The 18,170-nt window shown below is 44.7% G+C and carries 17 protein-coding genes; 11 read left to right on the top strand and 6 right to left on the bottom strand.

Translation table 11 applies throughout. The annotated features are described in order from the left end of the window. Positions 1 to 61: 61 nt before the first annotated feature. Genes GMES_RS19710 through GMES_RS19700 form a run of 3 tightly spaced genes read left to right on the top strand, consistent with a single transcriptional unit; the run spans position 62 to position 4,005 of the window. A complete protein-coding gene (locus GMES_RS19710) occupies positions 62 to 886 on the top strand; it encodes a phosphate/phosphite/phosphonate ABC transporter substrate-binding protein (RefSeq protein ID WP_006994574.1) in 825 nt (274 codons plus the stop codon). 49 nt (positions 887 to 935) lie between these two features. Next, the gene (locus GMES_RS19705) at positions 936 to 2,651 is read left to right on the top strand and encodes a sensor histidine kinase (RefSeq protein ID WP_006994573.1); all 1,716 of its coding nucleotides are present in this window, start codon (positions 936 to 938) and stop codon (positions 2,649 to 2,651) included. A gap of 34 nt (positions 2,652 to 2,685) precedes the next feature. Next, positions 2,686 to 4,005, top strand: a complete 1,320-nt coding sequence (locus tag GMES_RS19700) for a response regulator c-di-GMP phosphodiesterase, NosR family (protein ID WP_006994572.1) — start codon at positions 2,686 to 2,688, stop codon at positions 4,003 to 4,005. Here the strand turns inward: GMES_RS19700 and GMES_RS19695 are convergent. Beyond that, a complete protein-coding gene (locus GMES_RS19695; RefSeq protein ID WP_006994571.1) occupies positions 3,983 to 5,476 on the bottom strand; it encodes a sensor histidine kinase in 1,494 nt (497 codons plus the stop codon). The genes GMES_RS19700 and GMES_RS19695 overlap by 23 nt on opposite strands. Next, positions 5,469 to 6,014, bottom strand: coding sequence for a heme NO-binding domain-containing protein (locus GMES_RS19690; protein ID WP_006994570.1), 546 nt, complete (start codon positions 6,012 to 6,014; stop codon positions 5,469 to 5,471). The genes GMES_RS19695 and GMES_RS19690 overlap by 8 nt, the downstream gene beginning before the upstream one ends. Positions 6,015 to 6,313: 299 nt before the next feature. On the opposite strand from GMES_RS19690, the gene GMES_RS19685 reads away from it, so the two are divergent. Next, entirely contained in the window at positions 6,314 to 7,087 is a 774-nt protein-coding gene (locus GMES_RS19685; RefSeq protein ID WP_006994569.1) for a Rossmann-fold NAD(P)-binding domain-containing protein, read from the top strand. A gap of 186 nt (positions 7,088 to 7,273) precedes the next feature. Here GMES_RS19685 and GMES_RS19680 read toward each other — a convergent pair whose 3' ends face one another. Together GMES_RS19680 and GMES_RS19675 are read right to left on the bottom strand one after the other, a co-directional pair. Then, positions 7,274 to 7,618, bottom strand: coding sequence for a hypothetical protein (locus tag GMES_RS19680; protein WP_006994568.1), 345 nt, complete (start codon positions 7,616 to 7,618; stop codon positions 7,274 to 7,276). Positions 7,619 to 7,654: 36 nt separating this feature from the next. Further along, positions 7,655 to 7,903, bottom strand: a complete 249-nt coding sequence (locus GMES_RS19675) for a hypothetical protein (RefSeq protein ID WP_006994567.1) — start codon at positions 7,901 to 7,903, stop codon at positions 7,655 to 7,657. Between the two features lie 137 nt (positions 7,904 to 8,040). Here GMES_RS19675 and GMES_RS19670 point away from each other — a divergent pair, with 137 nt between their 5' ends. The 4 genes from GMES_RS19670 to GMES_RS19655 all read left to right on the top strand — a co-directional run bounded on the left by GMES_RS19670 (position 8,041) and on the right by GMES_RS19655 (position 11,696). After that, positions 8,041 to 9,492, top strand: coding sequence for an ATP-binding protein (locus GMES_RS19670; RefSeq protein WP_006994566.1), 1,452 nt, complete (start codon positions 8,041 to 8,043; stop codon positions 9,490 to 9,492). Then, the gene (locus GMES_RS19665) at positions 9,489 to 10,184 is read left to right on the top strand and encodes a response regulator (protein WP_006994565.1); all 696 of its coding nucleotides are present in this window, start codon (positions 9,489 to 9,491) and stop codon (positions 10,182 to 10,184) included. Before GMES_RS19670 ends, GMES_RS19665 begins: the two co-directional genes overlap by 4 nt. A 136-nt stretch (positions 10,185 to 10,320) precedes the next feature. Continuing rightward, positions 10,321 to 11,382 carry a YHYH protein gene (locus GMES_RS19660; RefSeq protein WP_006994564.1) on the top strand — a complete coding sequence of 354 codons (1,062 nt, stop codon included), beginning with the start codon at positions 10,321 to 10,323 and terminating at the stop codon, positions 11,380 to 11,382. Continuing rightward, positions 11,379 to 11,696 (top strand): hypothetical protein, encoded by a 318-nt coding sequence (locus GMES_RS19655; protein ID WP_153811092.1) that lies wholly within the window; start codon positions 11,379 to 11,381, stop codon positions 11,694 to 11,696. Before GMES_RS19660 ends, GMES_RS19655 begins: the two co-directional genes overlap by 4 nt. A gap of 39 nt (positions 11,697 to 11,735) precedes the next feature. Here the strand turns inward: GMES_RS19655 and tmpT are convergent, their stop codons facing one another. Together tmpT and GMES_RS19645 are read right to left on the bottom strand one after the other, a co-directional pair. Further along, on the bottom strand, positions 11,736 to 12,398 hold the full coding sequence (gene tmpT, locus GMES_RS19650) for a thiopurine S-methyltransferase (protein ID WP_006994562.1): 663 nt from the start codon (positions 12,396 to 12,398) through the stop codon (positions 11,736 to 11,738). A 210-nt stretch (positions 12,399 to 12,608) separates the two neighbouring features. Further along, positions 12,609 to 13,151 (bottom strand): NUDIX domain-containing protein, encoded by a 543-nt coding sequence (locus tag GMES_RS19645; RefSeq protein WP_006994561.1) that lies wholly within the window; start codon positions 13,149 to 13,151, stop codon positions 12,609 to 12,611. Positions 13,152 to 13,322: 171 nt separating this feature from the next. Here GMES_RS19645 and GMES_RS19640 point away from each other — a divergent pair, with 171 nt between their 5' ends. The 3 genes from GMES_RS19640 to GMES_RS19630 all read left to right on the top strand — a co-directional run bounded on the left by GMES_RS19640 (position 13,323) and on the right by GMES_RS19630 (position 18,144). After that, a complete protein-coding gene (locus tag GMES_RS19640) occupies positions 13,323 to 13,892 on the top strand; it encodes an RNA polymerase sigma factor (protein WP_006994560.1) in 570 nt (189 codons plus the stop codon). Continuing rightward, positions 13,889 to 14,881: a FecR family protein gene (locus GMES_RS19635; RefSeq protein ID WP_006994559.1), complete on the top strand. Its 993-nt coding sequence runs from the start codon at positions 13,889 to 13,891 to the stop codon at positions 14,879 to 14,881. Before GMES_RS19640 ends, GMES_RS19635 begins: the two co-directional genes overlap by 4 nt. An 86-nt stretch (positions 14,882 to 14,967) precedes the next feature. Then, positions 14,968 to 18,144, top strand: a complete 3,177-nt coding sequence (locus tag GMES_RS19630) for a TonB-dependent receptor (RefSeq protein ID WP_006994558.1) — start codon at positions 14,968 to 14,970, stop codon at positions 18,142 to 18,144. The last annotated feature ends 26 nt before the right edge of the window (positions 18,145 to 18,170 follow it).

The following is an 18,170-nucleotide window of genomic DNA, read 5'->3' as shown; positions in this document are numbered from 1 at the left end:
CTTGTTGGTCTCTTTCCGATTATTTTTTTGTTCGCTTTTTGAACACTGATAGGAGTACAAGATGAAAAAACGTTTTCTAAGCTGTATTTTTTTATTCTGCGCTTTACCCACACAGCCAACATTGGCCGCGGAAAAGCAGACACCACAAATATTAACCTTTGCTGTTGTGCCTCAACAATCAGCGAAAAAGCTGGCCAAGTTGTGGACACCACTTTTAAAGCAAATAAGTGAAACCAGTGGGGTAAATTTAGCTTTTACTACCGCACCGAATATTCCTACATTTGAGCAACGTTTGAGCCAAGGGGATTACGATTTTGCATATATGAATCCCTATCACTTTATTGTTTACAACCACACCGCTGGCTATAAAGCCATGGCTAAACAAAAAGACAAATTCATTCAGGGGATCATTGTGGTCAAACAAGATTCCCCTATCACGACCCTGCAACAGTTAGAAAACATGACTTTGGCATTTCCCGCCCCTGCGGCATTTGCTGCCACGCTTTTGCCTAAAGCTGACTTACAAGCCCAAAATATTCCGATTGAAAGCCGCTACGTATCCTCTCACGATTCAGTTTACCTTGCTGTAGCACGGGGCTTATTGCCTGCTGGGGGGGGAATTATGCGCACATTTAATAACGTGCCTGCTCAAGTCAGGGATAAGTTAAGAATTCTATGGAAAACCAAAGCGCATACCCCTCATGCCATTGCTAGCGGCGCAAAGGTGTCAACCCTGTCTCGTGAAAAAGTACAGCAGAGCCTCCTCAGCTTGCACGAAACAGAACAAGGAAGAGCGCTGTTGAAAGCCATTAATTTTGGCGCATTTGAACACGCAAAAGACAGTGATTGGGATGATATTCGAGCCTTGGGCATTAATACGCTTTAGCAGGCTTTTTAACACACGGACGCCTTGTACGTCGCAGCGGGAGCAGCACATGTCTTTACGTCGAAAAACAATTATTGGTATTGCCAGTATAGAGGCCGTGTTGTTGCTCTCGTTGATTGTTACAGCCGTCACGTTTCTTAGCCAAGCCGTGAACAACGATTTGGTAAAGCACGCCTTTACCACAGCGACCTTGTTTTCAACCACCACTAAAGACGCAGTGCTGTCGTACGATCTTGCGTCATTGGATGATTTTGTTTCTGAAGCACTTAAAAATCCTGGAATTGAGTATGCCCGCGTCATTAGCAGCACTGATGGTATTTTATCGCAAAAAGGCTCCGCTCCAGCATTGGCCCGAGCATTCAACGCAGATGAGCATATGTCTGACGTCACCGATGGTATCTTTGACACGTACGCCGACATTATTGAGGGTGAAACAACCTACGGCCGCGTAGAAATCGGCATGAGTACAAGTCACGCTGTGACTTCTATCGCAAAAATAAAACAATGGACTACCTCGATCGCCATTGTCGAGTTGATTCTTGTTGCGCTATTTTCCTATGCATTAGGTCATTATTTAACGCGGCAACTTGGTCTACTCACACGAGGGGCGAAAAAAATATCGCAAAGCGTGCTCTCGGGTGATTTTAGCAACACCCGCATTGCAATAAAAACCCACGACGAGCTTGGCGAGGTCGCCCATGCGTTCAATCAAATGGTCGAAACCCTAGAAGCGGAATCCGTCCGAGTAAAAAAATATCAACAAGAACTAGAGCATTTAAATCAAACACTGGAAAAACGAGTGGTAGCAAGAACACAGCTACTTGAAGATAAAAATGCGCAACTAAGCCTTATCAACTTCGAACTAAAAAGTACTCAAGAACAACTAGTACAAGCAGAAAAAATGGCCTCTCTTGGGCAATTAGCAGCTGGGGTAGCTCATGAAATTAACAACCCAATAGGCTTTGTAAACAGTAACTTAACGTCTCTTTCAGAGTACGCAGATGTGTACATCAAGCTTGGCCAACAAATCACAGATTGGCAATCAAGCGAATCGCGTGAAGAGCGCGAAAAGTGCCAAAACAGCTTAATCGCATTTATTCAAAGCGAAGACTTAACGTTTATACAAGAAGACATTCAAGCGTTAATCAGTGAATCGAGTGAAGGCCTAACTCGGGTTATAGACATCGTGTCAGGACTGAAACAATTTTCTCGAGCTGACAGTAAAGAGCGTCAGTGTTTTGATATCAATGACTGTGTTAAAACCACGTTGAGTATGGTCAGCAATGAACTTAAGTATCACTGCGACATCGTCACGCACCTGCAAGACGTGCCTCAGGTTGACATCAATGTGGGTAAAATTTGTCAGGTGCTAACCAACCTATTCATCAATGCTGGTCAAGCCATTGGCCAACAAGGTACTTCCCAACAAAATATCAGTCGACGAGATAGCGTCCAGCAAAGTAGCGCCTCAAAAGGTATTGCCCCACAAGGCGTCATCACCATTGAAACCTATTATCATCATGATGTGGTTTATGTGGTGGTTAGCGACACTGGGCATGGCATTCCTGCAGAAAACCTAAACCGTTTGTTTGATCCCTTTTTTACAACCAAACCCGAAGGGCAAGGCACGGGACTTGGTTTAGCCATTTCCTTTGGCATCGCTCAAGAGCATGGCGGTGATCTGAGTGTATTTAGCGAAGAACATAAAGGCAGTCGCTTTACCTTAAGCTTGCCCGCAGCCACCCTACCCACAGAAGCCGTGTAACGCCTCTTGCAACCCATAAAATAGGAGTAAGTATATGAAAACTTTATCTGAAAACGAAACAACCACTTTTACGGTTTTATGTGTCGATGATGAAGTCAATATTCTCAAAGCCATCAAACGGGTTCTTCACAGACAAGATTTCAAATTGATCACAGCTGAAAGTGGTGCACAAGCTTTAGAGATTCTCAAACAAGAAACCGTTCAGGTTATTGTTTCAGACATGAGAATGCCAAATATGTCAGGCGCCGAGTTTTTGCAGAAAAGTACTGACATTGTTCCCGACTGCTATCGTATCCTGCTCACGGGGTATTCTGATATGTCATCAACCATTGACGCCGTAAACAAAGGAGACATCGACCGTTACTTGCAAAAACCATGGGATAACAACGAGCTCATTACCACGGTCAACGACGGGCTGGCAAAAATTAAGCTTAAGCTTGAGAACAAGCGTTTAAATAGCCTAGTTAACAAGCAAAATACCTTGTTGAAGGATTTGAATCACAACTTAGATGAAAAAGTAAAACTGCGCAGCAAACAAATAATTCTAGCGATGCGCAAGTTAGAGCGTAATACCCATGCCACCCAGCGGGTCCTGTATAATTTCATCAGTATTAATCCCCATCTTGATGGTGGGTTTGCACAAAGTGTGAGCCATTTAGCGGGTAAAATTGCCGACCAAATGTCTCTACCTGAAAAAGAGCACAACCAAGTTACTTTTGCATCATTGCTTTGCGAAATCGGATTATTAGGATTAGACACCGCCCTTTACGCTAAACCTTTTTGCGAGCTTAATTACAATCAGCAAGATATTTTTATGCACCAAACTAAATTTGCTGAACAGATTTTAAGTCCCGCAACTCATCTTCGAGACGAATTAGACATTATTACGTGTCAGTTCGAGTATGTAGATGGCACTGGTCCTAACAAGCTTTGTCTTGAGCAAATCCCCCTAGGCGCACAAATTTTAGCAGTCGCGAGGGATTTCTGGCGCTATAAATTAGGGCGTATAGGTAAAACGCCTCTGTCCAATAGTGAAGCAATAAATGAGTTGAAGAAATACCGTGGACTGCGATATGCCGCAAAAGTCCTCGATATTTTAATCAAAAACTCAGACATCATTAGTGGCCAGTTTATTGCGGCGGCAATACAGGTCAACGAGTTACGAGACGGTATGCGTTTAAAAGAAGATATTCTGACGGAAAATCACATATTGGTGCTGCCTAAAGGCCATGTCTTTTCTGATGCTTCCATTCGCCATCTTGCCAACTATGAAAAGCAAAAAAGCCAGTCTTTTGCTATCCATGTGCATCCCGCAGAAACCGCGCCAGACGCTACTGAGGTAGAGGAAAACTAAGTGAGAATTGAGTCCCTTTACCTACTGTAGATTGAACCTGTGTATGCACGTTATGCGATTCGAGAATAGCATATGACACCGACAACCCTAGGCCTGTCCCTACCCCTATAGGCTTAGTGGTAAAAAACGGTGTAAACAATTGGTCTAGGGTTTTTTGGTCCATACCACAGCCGTTATCAATTACCTCTACTAATAATACCCTAGGGGTCAGTTTTGATTTAATCGTTAGCTTTCCCCCCTTTAACATAGCGTAAGCGGCATTCACAAATAAGTTCACAAAAACTTGTTGCAACTGCCCTATGTTCCCAAGTACTTCTGGTAAATCATCAGGCAACAAGTTATCTACTATGTGTTCATACTTTAGGGCGTTCCACGCAATTTTGAGTGCGCCTTCTATGCACGCTTTAATATCTATTTTGTCTAACTTGCCGTCACCGCTGTGAGAGAAAGTTTTTAAGTTCTCTACGATCTCTTTAACTCTGTCAAGCCCCTCTAAATTAGAAGCCAGTAAGTCCTCAGAATCCTGCTGTATGTAAACCAAGTCGATGTTTTCACATAACGACTGGTATTGAGCTGCATCCAATTGCCCCGAGATACCAATTTGCTTTGAAATTAACTCATGTAGTTGCTGATAATCTTGTAGGTATTCTTCAAGCATCTCTAAATTCGAACGAATAAAACCCACAGGATTATTAATTTCATGTGCAACACCAGCCGCAAGCTGACCTAAAGAGGCCATCTTCTCTGATTGGATCAGCTGCCTCTTAGCCTGCTCTAACCGATTAACGGTGTCTTGCAATTCCACCGTGCGCTTTCGAATGCTAACGTCAGTAATGCGCCGCGTGATGCCGCTTAAAAGGTGTTCTCTGGCGGTGCTGAGCACAGAAAGCGCTTCTTCGTCTAAGTACTCCGCCCGGCTAAAAAACGCCAGCCATGCAATTTTATTTCCTAGTAACTCAAAATTAACAAACACGATCCATTTGAATCCGGACAATGCGTGGCTAGATTGCTCATCAATAGCTGAGACCAACCACATGCTCAAGCATTCTTGCTGTTGAATGGGTAAAAACTGCGTCGCTTGCTTTAGAAATGCTTTGTCAGAGACCCACTCATTTGGCGCCCGCCAAATATTATCAACTTTAGATTCTAGCGCTTGTCCATTTTGTGTAACGATAAACATGCCACATTCCACCGAGAAAAACTGCCCGGTCAATTCCACCGTATTCGTTATCAGCTCTTGTAAGGATATATCCGAGGAGACGTCACCTGAGGTTTGGCGTAAAAACTCCAGCTCAGCTTGCTTTTTCTTGGCCATCGCCAAGGACGTTTGCAACGACTGATTGGTTTCATAGAGTGCGCGAGAGTGCACCTCTAAGTGCTGTTCAGACATCACTCGCGCTTTTTTCTCTCGCTCTATCTTACGCTCTAAAACGGCGATCCTTGCCTCTAATTCCTCGTTTGACTTAGCCAACTTTGGTAACCTTTATCACACATCGTGCGTCGCCTTCGTGCTCGCATTCTGTTTGTTCAATTGCCACTTTTTGGCCTGTGTGATCAGCCAAACCCTCTATTATCCCTTCACAGAAGTAACACATTTTTCGCGGAGAGAGATAATGAAAACTCAGAGAGTTCTCTGTTTCTTCGATAAACTCGAATTCTGGTAAAATTGCTTCTGGATTCAGCTTTTTCACCTCCACATGGATAACGTCTTGTACCCCATAAAGAAAGCTGAATACGTCGGTAAATTTATGCGCTTCTGGAGGAGCGGCTTCTAATAATTGTTTGAACATCCATTGGCCAAACGCCATCTGAGCCTGTTGGCCTGTTAGGCCCTTCTTTTCCATGATTAAACCCACTAGGGTAAACAGTTCTGCGTCATCGTAGGTCGCAACCGAAGTGTATATGCCGTCGCTGGGTAACTCTGCATCTTGCAACAATTCGTCCCAAAACTCATCGCCCCATAATTCATCAACAAACTGATTCAACTTTACAAAAATAATGCCTTTCATAAGCTATTCTCCGCTGCGTTACATTCTCGACAACTAGCCAACATTGACTAACAAATAATGTTCCATTCCAAGATAGTCGATTTTGACCTCTAACCTCAACGTAAATTAGTCTACCTTTGCGTGTAATTCTGTCTTAAATATGCAACATTCGAGCACGCGCACGCATTACAAACCACACATAAGCTATTGATATAATTATATATATAAAGATTGGAACAAGAACTGCTAACTTGGGAATAAATGAATGTTGCACCTAACAAGTTACTTGGGAACAACATTATTAATATAAGGACAATTAAATGTTTGATTCTCAGCGGTTCGATAATTCACATGATCATCACGCCTATTCTTATAGCAACAAACCACAATTTGCAGTAGACAATACCCGTGGTTTTAATCGCATCGTCGCCTTCAGTGACGGCAGCGCGCAAGGCTATCAACTACCAAAGTGCCGCAATAGCAAGCGCATTAGTGTGTTTGGTCTTGGCCATAAAGGTGCACTTTCGGCTATTTGCATGGCGGCCATTGGGCACAGGGTAATAGGCGTCGATTTAGATCAACGGCGCATTAACGCGCTTAACCAAGGCCGAACGTTCTCAGAGGAAGATGGTTTGCCAGAATTACTGTCCCAAATCGGAACATTTTGCAACTTAGTTGCAACCGATGATGGTTTTAATGCCGTTAAGCGCTCTGATTATTCTCTGATTTACGTGAACGACGATACGGACAACACGACGTCCGTTAGCATCGATAAACTCAAAATTATCTGCGAGCAGATTGGCCTTAGCCTGAGATATAAGGAGCATTATCACAATATCGTCTTCTGCCAACAGATAGCATCGGATTTGGTCAAGGATGTCCTCGTTCCCATTTTAGAAAACCAAAGTGGCAAAAGAGTCTCTGAAGCATTTGGTGTCACGTCAGTGCAAAGCAGTAGTCAGAAGACCCGCAGCATTAAGGAGTTTTATCAACCTGCACAGTTAACTATTCAGTTTATGGATAAGCAGAGCTGCCAAATGACCGAGCAATTATTTAACGGATTCAAAGCGAGTATTAGGCGCATAAGCTGGTAATACCTATGCCATTAAATAATTGCCCTACTAGGATGGCGTTGGTGTACGTACTTATTTGTTATTACGCAGTTACAATGAAAAAAAAGCGCAAATAATTCGGTGAAAATCCGATATTACTCGCGCCTTTCTGGATTATAAAACTGAGTCTAGCCGCAACATATTAACGCTATTGCGCAATACTCATATTTACGCGTAGGTATCCACTTGATTAACGGATGATGTGCTCGACTGGTTGCCAGTCAACGACGTCAGCATATCTTTAAATGCTGCGCCAAGTTCATCTTCAGACATACTGCTGGCGCTATCACGTAAACTGTCCAACTGTGATTTCAATGATGACTGTTGATCCTTGCTCAAGCTGGACAACATATCGGTGACAGCATTTTGCTCTTCACTCGACAAAGTCGATACAGCAGACTCCATGCCTGGTGGTACACCTCCTTCTGGCGGAGGTGGGGGCGGCCCTTTTGGGCGACCAACATCTGACGATGCCAGCGGGTTCATGGATTGATTAGCTGCATTTATTTGCATTTCAGTTATCCTTTTTTAGGTTGAAATTTTAACGCCTTAGTCTCTTTTGTCCTTATCAGGTACGGCAACCAAGGAGTCGTCAATCATCTGACAAGTCGCACTCATTGAGTCTCCTCGTCTGGTTTCTACGCTGACAGAGTCACCCTCTGATTGTCCTTCATAGGCTTCAAATGCTTCAGGAGGCGGGCGGCGCTCGCCGCCTTGCCCACGACCTTCTTGTGCACATGCTGTAAGACTGCTAAGTGCAAAAACACTAGCGACGATAAACATTTTTGATGATGGCATATTTTTTTACTCCAGATTTAGTCTACAACAAATAGTATCAAGCAAATGTGCAGAAATAGTGGAGATTGCATGGAGAAGTCGGTTAAATTGCTGCCCTTCACTGGTGAAGCGAACTTTTGTACAGGTATACTTGAGCGATGAATATATTCCGTAAAGTTTTCTTATCTTTTTTAGGCTTGACCGCCATCACTCTTCTAATCACCTTAGGGCTTGCTCGTTGGAGCTTTGACCAAGGGTTTCTTGATTTTGTCGCAGGCCTAGAGCAGCAGCGCTTGGGAGAACTTAGTGTCACCCTTAGCGCAGTTTATTCACGTGATAAAACATGGGACGCTGTGATTAAATCCGGCTTAGAGCACTATGCGAGCACTCCTGCGATGCATATTAAGGGTCGCCCACCCGCGTTGCATCAACCCAGCCCCCTAAGGCATCTAGGCAAAGATCTAGACTCTCCAGGTAATCGGGCTGCTCCGCCTCACCCTAGACGTAACCGGCAAGATGCCGCGCCGCCAACGGCTTTATTTGACCCCCAAGGTAAATGGTTAGTGGGAGCAAAACCTCGTTCAGATGCAAACGATATGGTCAGTTTCAGTATTTACTTACAAGGTGAGAAAGTCGGTGAGCTACGCAGCTGGTTAGACTCGGTGCCCCAAAGCGAGCTCGCCTCGTCATTTTCCACACAGCAACGGTATGCTAGCATTGCTATTGGTCTGTTATGCCTGCTTTTGGCAGGGATCGCATCTTGGTTACTGGCCACAAAGCTGACTTCGCCAGTCAAACAAGTCATCCATGGTGTTGAGCGTTTAAGTCTAGGTCACTATGACCTATCACTGAACCCAACAAGAGCCGATGAATTGGGTATTCTCATGCGAAACTTAAATGGCTTAAGTCATATATTAAGTGAAAACCGCAGTGCAAAAAATCGATGGTTTGCCGACATTTCCCACGAACTACGCACTCCCTTGACTATTTTACTGGGCGAGCTGGATGCTTTGGAAGCGGGTATTCGACCGTTTGGGCCTAAGCAGATTGAATCCTTACAGCAAGAAGCTTTGCTATTGCATCGATTGGTGGACGATCTCTATCAACTCTCTCTGTCTGACGTAGGCGGCTTGAAGTACCACTTTAACCAAATCGACATCAGCAAAATTTGCCATAACGTGTGCAGTGCTTTGGCAAGCAAAGCCCAGCAAAAAGGGTTACAGTTAACGACTCAAATCCAAGATAAGGTCACCTGCCTAGCGGACCCTCAACGAATTGAGCAATTATTTATCAACCTGCTAAACAATGCCATTTTGTACACTCAACAAGGCGGTGAAATACAGGTGTCGCTGTCTCAGAATGCCCACTCGGCAGTCTTCGAGATCAATGATACTTTACCCAGTGTACCGGAAGAGGATTGTGACAAATTATTCGACCCATTATACCGGCAAAGCACCTCACGAAATCGCTCTGCTGCAGGAGCTGGATTAGGCCTAACCATATGCAAGAATATCGTTATTGCCCACAAAGGCAGTATTACTGCGTCACCGTCAACCCTAGGGGGGCTATGTGCGCGCGTTGAGCTTAGGTTAACCAAGGATAAAATATGAGCAGTCAACAACAGATACTGATCGTAGAAGATGAGCCCAAAATCGCCCAGATACTGGTCGATTTTCTGACCATAGAAGGCTTTGCCACACAGGTCATTCATAGTGGTGATGAAGCGGAAGATGCCATCAGAACGAAAACGCCTGACTGCGTCATCCTCGATTTAATGCTACCCGGTAAAGACGGTTTAAGCATATGCAAGGACGTGCGCAAATTTTCGCAAGTGCCGATTATTATGCTCACCGCTAGGGTAGATGAAATTGACCGGTTGATGGGTTTGGGTTTCGGTGCTGACGACTATGTTTGTAAACCTTTTTCGCCGCGAGAAGTAGTAGCGCGAATACAAGCCATTTTGCGCAGATCCGCCCTTACAGCGCCCTCATCTTCATTTAACACAAGTATTTTAACCTTCAAACATATCAGCTTGAACATTGAGCGCTTTGAGTGTGTCATCAATGAGCAAGTGACCGAGCTTACCCCCGTTGAGTTTCGCCTGCTCAAAACACTGATGAGTCGACCAGGTAAGGTTTTTTCTAGAGAGAGTCTGATGCAGAGTTGTTATGAAGACGCCAGAATTGTGAGCAATCGTACTATCGACAGCCACATGAAAAACCTGCGCAATAAAGTCGCACTTGCTAATGACCCGCAACCTATTTTGCAGTCTGTCTATGGCGTTGGTTATAAACTGATGTAAAAGGCATATTGCCGAACACGCAGCAAAGTCTGTTAGCACGCAACACCTCGTTTTGCGCACTAAATCCTTAATAACTGCACCGTTTCTGCGTTTTATTTTTTTACAGTGAGAGCTGGTTAACAAAAAAAGACAAGCCATGAATACGACCCTAGGCAACACCCATCTTATTTTGCTATTCACTCTAGCATTGACACTCTATGCGTGCGGCGGCAGCGACACACAAACGGATACAACGAGCGATAGCGCAACCACTAGCTCCGGCTCGGACACTGACACTGACACTGACACTGACGCTGACGCTGACGCTGACAACGATAGCGAAACACAAACCGATACAACAGTTGTTGCTAGCGACTTATTCTTCTTCGACGATGCGGTTGTCGAGTCCATCACAACACAAAGCTGCACATTATCGGGCGGTACTCAAACAACCTGTTATCGCATTACTCTAGCGGGCGAGCCCGCCGTTGACGAAATAGGCCCATTTTGCCCACCCACAATCACCTCTGATGCCTCCCAAGGGGGTATTTGGTTTGATGGCTCTGGTGAGGTGTATGACATAGACGGTGAATTTATCAGTAATTTAGACCAGCTTTACGGTGATGGCTGGCAGCTATATGATTTGAGCACAGGTGAAGTAAATATCACTGATACTCAAGAGGCATGCGAAGCCGCTGCTCGACCGAATGTCGACCCAGCATATCAAAATTACTGCGTGCAATGTGATTTGGATTATTACGGCGGTGGTGTGAGTGAAACCGTTTTACTACCAGTTACACCAGTGCCGTTATCTAACCCCAGTTATGTCAATGCCAATATGGGGGTGTCGTTGAACGGCGTGATCTTAGCGGCCCAAGCCCCCGTAGATGCCATATTGAGCAACTACACGATCGCCGCGTTTGACGATTGTGGTGGACATATTAACCCGTTTGATGGCTATCATTACCACGCTGCCACGGGGTGCTCTACTGGTGTTGACCAAGAAGATGGACATGCCAACCAGATTGGGTACGCACTGGACGGTTACAGTATTTATGCCATGTTAGACACCAGTGGCTTCGAAGAAACGGACTTAGACGAGTGCCGAGGTCACACGGATGACGCAAGAGGCTACCACTATCATGTGGCAAGCCCAGGTGAAAATATGTTTATTGGCTGTTTTCACGGCGAGCAAGGCGAATGGTTGGGTAGCGAATGACTAATCTAGTAGTAAACATAAAACCAAAGACTCTGCATCAGGTACTGCTGGTTTCAAGGTCGTTAATCGCTGTTTTATGTACTGTGCTATATACTATTTCGGCAGCAACCATTGCTCACGAAGGCCACATTGATAAAGACGCCCAGCTGGCGTGCACAGAGAAAGCCTTGCGTGAATCATGTGAATACGTGAAAGAAACAGGCGATAAAACGGCCAAGCTCTATAGCGGGTATTGCCAGAAGATATCTCACAATAAGCTCTGTGTGCGTAATCAGCCCATTAAAACCATCGTGCTCGAACCGCTAGATCGTTAGTTGCCAAGGGAGCCTTATGATAAGGCTCCCAGAGTCATGTTACGGCTCAGATTTTTGTAACAACCAAACCTCTTCGTTCGCCTTTAGCTTACCTTTTAGCCCTCCCGCTACATCTTCACTTGCTAGCTGCGAAATATCATAGTGCTCCCCATAATGGCTGACAACTTCACCAGCATCTACGCAATAAGGTGGGCCAGGTAACAAATGTTGTTCATAATCAAAGCTAATCAATAATTGCGGAGCTGCACCGGTCAATTCGCGCATGTGTGATGTATACTTTTCACGCATATCAAATGGCAATGCCACCAGCGCTGCACGATCGTATATCCCATCAACTCGACCGACCAAAGCTGGGTTTAGTTGAAAAATATCCCCCACGTACACATCAATTCTCAGCTCGTCGACTATTGCCTGATAATGAATGAGGTCAAATTCACCTAAATGCATGACCTTGGGCTCAATTTCCATATCGTTAAACAGTTGAATAACAGCGGGCTCATGCAACTCGGCGGCAACCACATGATGGCCATGTGCAACAAGCCAAGCAATATCTCTGGTTTTACCGCACAGAGGCACCAATAGACGGCTCAACTTAGGTAATCCTAACTCAGAAAAATGTGCCTTTAACAAAGGGCTCCCTTTAAATTGATGAAAAGCAGTCTCACCTTTTTGCCACTTCTCATGCCAATAACTTGCTTGCATATTTTCTCCATTACTTCGCTTAAATAGTCTTGCTACTTCTTATCAATACTTTGTAAAAACGTTATACAACCTTCATACATTCTTATGAATAAAACAAACACCATCATGACACTTAAAGTCCACTTTAGGTCAAGATTTTTTTGACGCAATCAAAGCGCCTAGCGAGATATCTCAAACGTGATCGCAAAGAAGTTATTTAGCCCATTTAAATTAAAGCATTCCTTTTAGTTTGGCCAACCCGTAAGCATTCACCGTAGATGCGTCTTTAATTTCACCAGATAAAATCATTTGTTCGAACTCAGTTAGTCGCACCTTTTTGGAGATTAGCCCCTCTTCCTCTGGATCCAAATTGATTTCGGTAAAGGTAAGATCAGTGGCAAGATAGATATGGTACATCTGATTGCAAAATCCATAAGCTAAGTACTGCTCCCCCAGATAATGCATTTTGTTTGCTACCAACCCAGTTTCCTCTTTTAATTCCCCAGCTGCTAATAATGCGTGGTCAGCGTCAGGGTTTTCCTCCCACGCGCCTTGGGGTAATTCCCAACAGCGTTTTTTAATGGGATAGCGATATTGTTCAACTAAATGAATAAAACCGTCTTGAACAGCTAAAATCACAACAAAGTCGGGTTTTTCAACCACACTATAAATTCCTTCGTTGCCACTGCTGCGGCGAATTTCATCTTCTTTTAAGCGCATCCATTTATTTTCATAAACAACCGTGCTGGTTAATGTCTTTATTTCATCGCTCATTTGCTCATCCTAGTAGATTAATCGTTAGATCGCGCTGCACTGAGTGGACCTATCCTAGCGTAAAAGTATCAATATTTTTGCATCGAATAGAAAAGTAATTCCGAGATTTATTGAGGTATTTTAATTTCGTTGCGTATACGTAGTAACATGAGATTATTTAATGGGTAAGGCGTGAAAGTCATCCAACTACATCGAGCAAAAAAGCAGCTCATTGCCAGAGATGAAAACAGCCAGCTAGTAAAACAACTGTACGATGAATATGGCAGTGCATTGCGCCGGTTTATTCGTGTACGTTCACGATTGAGTGAAAACGATTGTGAAGATGTTATGCAAGAAGTATATGAGCGCCTGTTGAAGCTCGACGATTTACCTCAAAAACTGTCAGGTAGAATGGATACCGTGCGTAATTATCTATTTCAAATTGCCACCCATATATTAATCGACCGTGACCGCCGCGCTAAAGTGCGCTGCAAAGACGCCCATATAAGCGATCAAGACACGGCTATTTTTTCATCCTTATTTTCTCCGGAGCGAGCACTGCAAAACAGAAAGCAGTTGCGGGAAATAGAGACGGCATTAGCAGAGATTAAAACCAGCCACAAACAGGCATTTATGTTAAACAGAGTAGAAGGCATGAGTTACCGGGAAATCAGTGACGCATTAGGTGTATCAGTCAGCACAGTAGAAAAGTACATTTCAGCGGCGTTACTTGCCATCAGAGTGAAGGTATCTCCCGTATGAATAGCAATATGAATCAAGAAGTAATACAAAAGCAGGCAGCGACTTACGTAGCCCGGTTGTATTCAGGTGAGCTTAGTGCGGAAGAAGAAATGCAAATTTACGCTTGGTGCGATAGGTCTCCTGAGCACCAGCAGGAGTTTGACTCTATGCTTGCCATTTGGGACGCCAGCAATCAACTGTTTCAAACTGCACAACCAAAGAAGAAAAAGAAAAACGCTTACTGGTTAACGGGCATTGCTGCAAGCTTAATGTGTAGCGTGCTAGCGATGTGGTATTTAGCTAACCCAGCCCCCGCGCCGTTGTATCAAGCGTCTATCCCTAAGCCAAATATCTATCACACTGCCGTAGGTGAATTAAGTACGGTGGGCTTGCCTGATGGCAGTGTCGTAACACTCAACACCGACAGTGCGATTAGAATAGATTTCACGGGTCAACAGCGCCGAGTATGGTTAGAGCGCGGCGAAGCGTTTTTTGATGTAGCGAAAAACGAAAATCGGATATTTAGCATTAACACCGGCGAGAAAACCATTCGTGTCATTGGTACAAAATTTAATGTGCGAAAGTCTGATGCAACGTTAAAAGTATCGGTGACAGAAGGTTTAGTAGCAATACTGTCATCGTCTATACCTTCACGTGAGCCTATAGATTTTGAAGATGCAGAAACCCTTCTCCCCGCAGGCTCGGTCGGCGCTTTTAACGGCACCAGTGAAGTAATTACCCATGTAACCTCTAAGGAAGTGCTGGCCAACCAACAATGGCGACAAGGGATATTTCGTTTCAACAATGAACCGCTGGGGAATGTTATCACTGAATTTAATCGCTATCGCTTGAAGAAAATCACCCTTCAAAATCGAGCTCTTGGCAAACTAAAAATAAGTGGGGTATTTAAGTTAAAAGACGGAGACAGTATTTTGTCCGCCCTAGAAGCAGCGCTACCTGTTGAGATTGACCGCTATCCTGAGTACATAGAATTGAGCGCAAGAAACTAATTTTCACTTTTTGTGGAGGATCATTTACTGCCTTGCGTATACCTCTAATAGGAACAGTCATTTCTAATAATAATAGAGGCACACATATGAAATTACATCAGTCGTTTAAACGCAGCTCCCTCGCTTGCAGCATTATGCTCATGCTGCAAACAGGGAGCAGTTTTGCAGCTCAAACACAGCAACAAAACATTGACATACCCGCACAAAAACTCGCTGCGGCATTACTCGAACTCGCCGAGGAAAGTGAAACGCAAATTTTGTTTTCTTCTGCCATAACCCCAAACATTACTACTCGCGGAATATCAGCCACGCTAACGGTAGAAGAAGCCTTAAAGATTTTACTTGAAAACACCTCATTAGAGTTCGTCAAACGCTCTGCGGGTACGTTTATCATTCGCGACAAAAGCAAGAGCACCTCATCAAGCTCCAGTACGCAAGATACTATTGCACCTATAGCACCTATTGAGCCAGTAAAAAGCGCGGCAGGTACACCAGCAAAAAAGGCTGACGGCGAAGCCAGTGTTGAGCGCATCAAAGTTGTGGGCTCAAATATCCGCGTTAACCAAGACTCTGGCGCATTGCCTATCAGCACATTCAGTGCAGAAGACTTCGAGGATTTAGGCATTACTAGCGGTGCAGATTTGCTGGCCGAATTGCCCCAGCAAGGAGAAGTCAGCTTTAACAGTGAGCGAGTTGTGGGCGGTGTAAACGATGCCCGTGGCGATGTGTCCTCAGTCAATCTGCGCGGTATAGGTACGGGTTATAGCTTAACTCTGTTAAACGGCCGGCGCTTAGTATTGCACCCAGGTACCCAAGCAGAAGACTTAGTGCCCGTTACCACAGTCAACTCAAATGCCCTACCTGTACGCGGCCTTAAACGCGTCGAAGTATTACGCGACGGTGCCGCTGCAATATACGGTACAGATGCCATAGCGGGCGTTATTAATTATGTTCTTAAAGACAAAAACACCGGTGGCGACTTGCAGTTCCAGTACGGTAAAAATGATGGCACTGACAAAGACACCTTCAATTTGTCTGGCTCTGGCGGCTGGTTTTTTAACAACGAACAAACCCACCTGACACTCAGCGCGAGCGTGTATGAGCAAGACATGCTCATGGCATCTGAGCGAGAATATGCAGCCAGTTCAGATACCCGTAATTATCCAGGTTTGAACCCTGAATTTGTCGGCAATACTTCGCTAGATGGTCGCACTACTTCAACGCCTTGGGCAGAGTTAAGCTCAGACAGCCTAGGCACATTTCACATTCAGCCAGATACATTCGATGGGTGTGAAGTAGCGCTTGGCAATGGCATATGCGCAGACGGCGGCAGCTTAGATCGTGAGTTGCGTTACGATTCAAATTCAGAACGCTCATTAAGCTCAGAAGTGAGTCGCGTGAATTTATATGCATTACTCACCCATAACCTGACCGATGAAGTCGAATTGTATGGCGAAGCTCTGTATTACCAAGCTGAAGCTGACCGCCTGCGCGAACAAAGCGGAAACTTAACAGCTCAGCGCTTCACTGTCGCCAGTGATGCATTTTACAATCCATTCGGCGAAGACATTACCGTTAGACGCTATCGCCCTATTGATACAGGACCGCGTAAGATCAATGTTGAAGATTACTCCTACCGCTTATTAACTGGTATACGAGGTTACTATCAAGATTGGGATTGGGACACCGCACTGCTTTATTCAAAAGCGCATACCCTAGACTCGGCGAATCGAGTGAATACTACTTTGTTTCAGCAAGCAGTGAACAGCACGGATCAAAGCACAGCCTATGACCTGTTTAACGGTGGCAGCTTAACCTTACCAAACATTGGCGATGACACAGGTAACGACCAAGATGTTATTGATAGCTTTATGTTTAATATCGAGCGCGAATCAGAAACCGAGCTCGCCCTGTATGACTTTAAAATATCCCGCCCTGACATTTTCGCGTTACCCGCTGGGGACGTCGGCATGGCAGTGGGTATCGAATACCGCTACGAAAGTTTTTCTGACGCCCGCAGTGATGCACTAAATGGCACTGACAGTTTTATTGATGTGGTCACCGGCAATCCATCGGCTCTTGCCAGTACAGTGCTAGGCAGTAGCCCAACGCCAGATTCTTCTGGGAGTCGTAATGTGTTTTCAACGTATGTAGAATTTGCTGTGCCTTTGCTAGCGGATTTACCTCTGGTAAAAAGCTTAAACATGCAATTGGCTGCTCGTTATGAACGCTTTTCTGACGTAGGTGATATTACCAAGCCAAAAATATCCCTCGCTTGGCAAGTTAATGACATGGTTCAGCTTCGTGCTGCCTATGCCGAAGGCTTTAAAGCCCCGGGGTTACCGCAAACGACCGCGGTTGACGTATCACGTTCAAACACCCGCTCTGATCCTATATCAGGCATTCGCCAAGGCACCCTTGAAATTCGTAATGGTAGCGATGATTTAAAACCTGAAACCAGCACCAACACCTTTGCTGGCATTGTGTTTACCCCCATGAAAAACCTAACGTTAACCGCAGACTGGTGGCACATAAAGCAAAAAGACGTAGTAGGAATTTTAAGCAGTCAAACACAGATTTTGTACGATACGCTACTTCGTGCCAATGGTGGCAGCAATACCAACGTTATTCGTGATGAAAACAATGAAATTTTGTATGTTACGAATGACTATACCAACCTGCTGCCTCGTGAAATTAAAGGCGTCGATTACAGCATTTTTTACAAGATGAATACTGAATTAGGCAATTTCACCTTCACCGCCAATGCCGCGAATTTAACCCAGTTCGACCAAGGATTAGACTCCGTCACTCAGCAGGTCGTCTCTGCCCAAGAAAGTGGTAACGAAGCGGTGCTATTTAATGGTGAATCGGTTGGTATCCCTGGTTCAGCTGGTGATTTACTCACTAAAAATGGTCGCCCCGAATGGCGCAGCAATATCGGCATTAAGTGGCAAAAAGACAACTGGGGCGCTGGGGTTAAGTACAAATACATCAGCGAGCTAGAAAACGTCTTCTTATCTTACTTTGATGATGCCGGTGATTTGATTTATCAACAAATCGACGATTGGTCTACAGTTGATGCCTACGCTTCGTACTCGTTCAAAGAACAGAATAGCTTGCTAGACAACACCAAACTAACCGTAGGTGCACGTAATATTGGTGACAAAGAACCACCTTTCACCTCTGGCACATTTGGCTATGAAAGCAGTGTTCACTCTTCAGCAGGGCGCTACTTGTACATGACCTTAAACAAGAAGTTTTAATCCCTTAAAGACACAGCCAATCACGG

Origin of the sequence: Paraglaciecola mesophila KMM 241, assembly GCF_000315015.1 — a bacterium.
GTDB lineage: Bacteria > Pseudomonadota > Gammaproteobacteria > Enterobacterales > Alteromonadaceae > Paraglaciecola > Paraglaciecola mesophila.
Note: the sequence above shows the minus strand (reverse complement) of the source record. Positions and strands in the feature narration are given on the sequence as shown.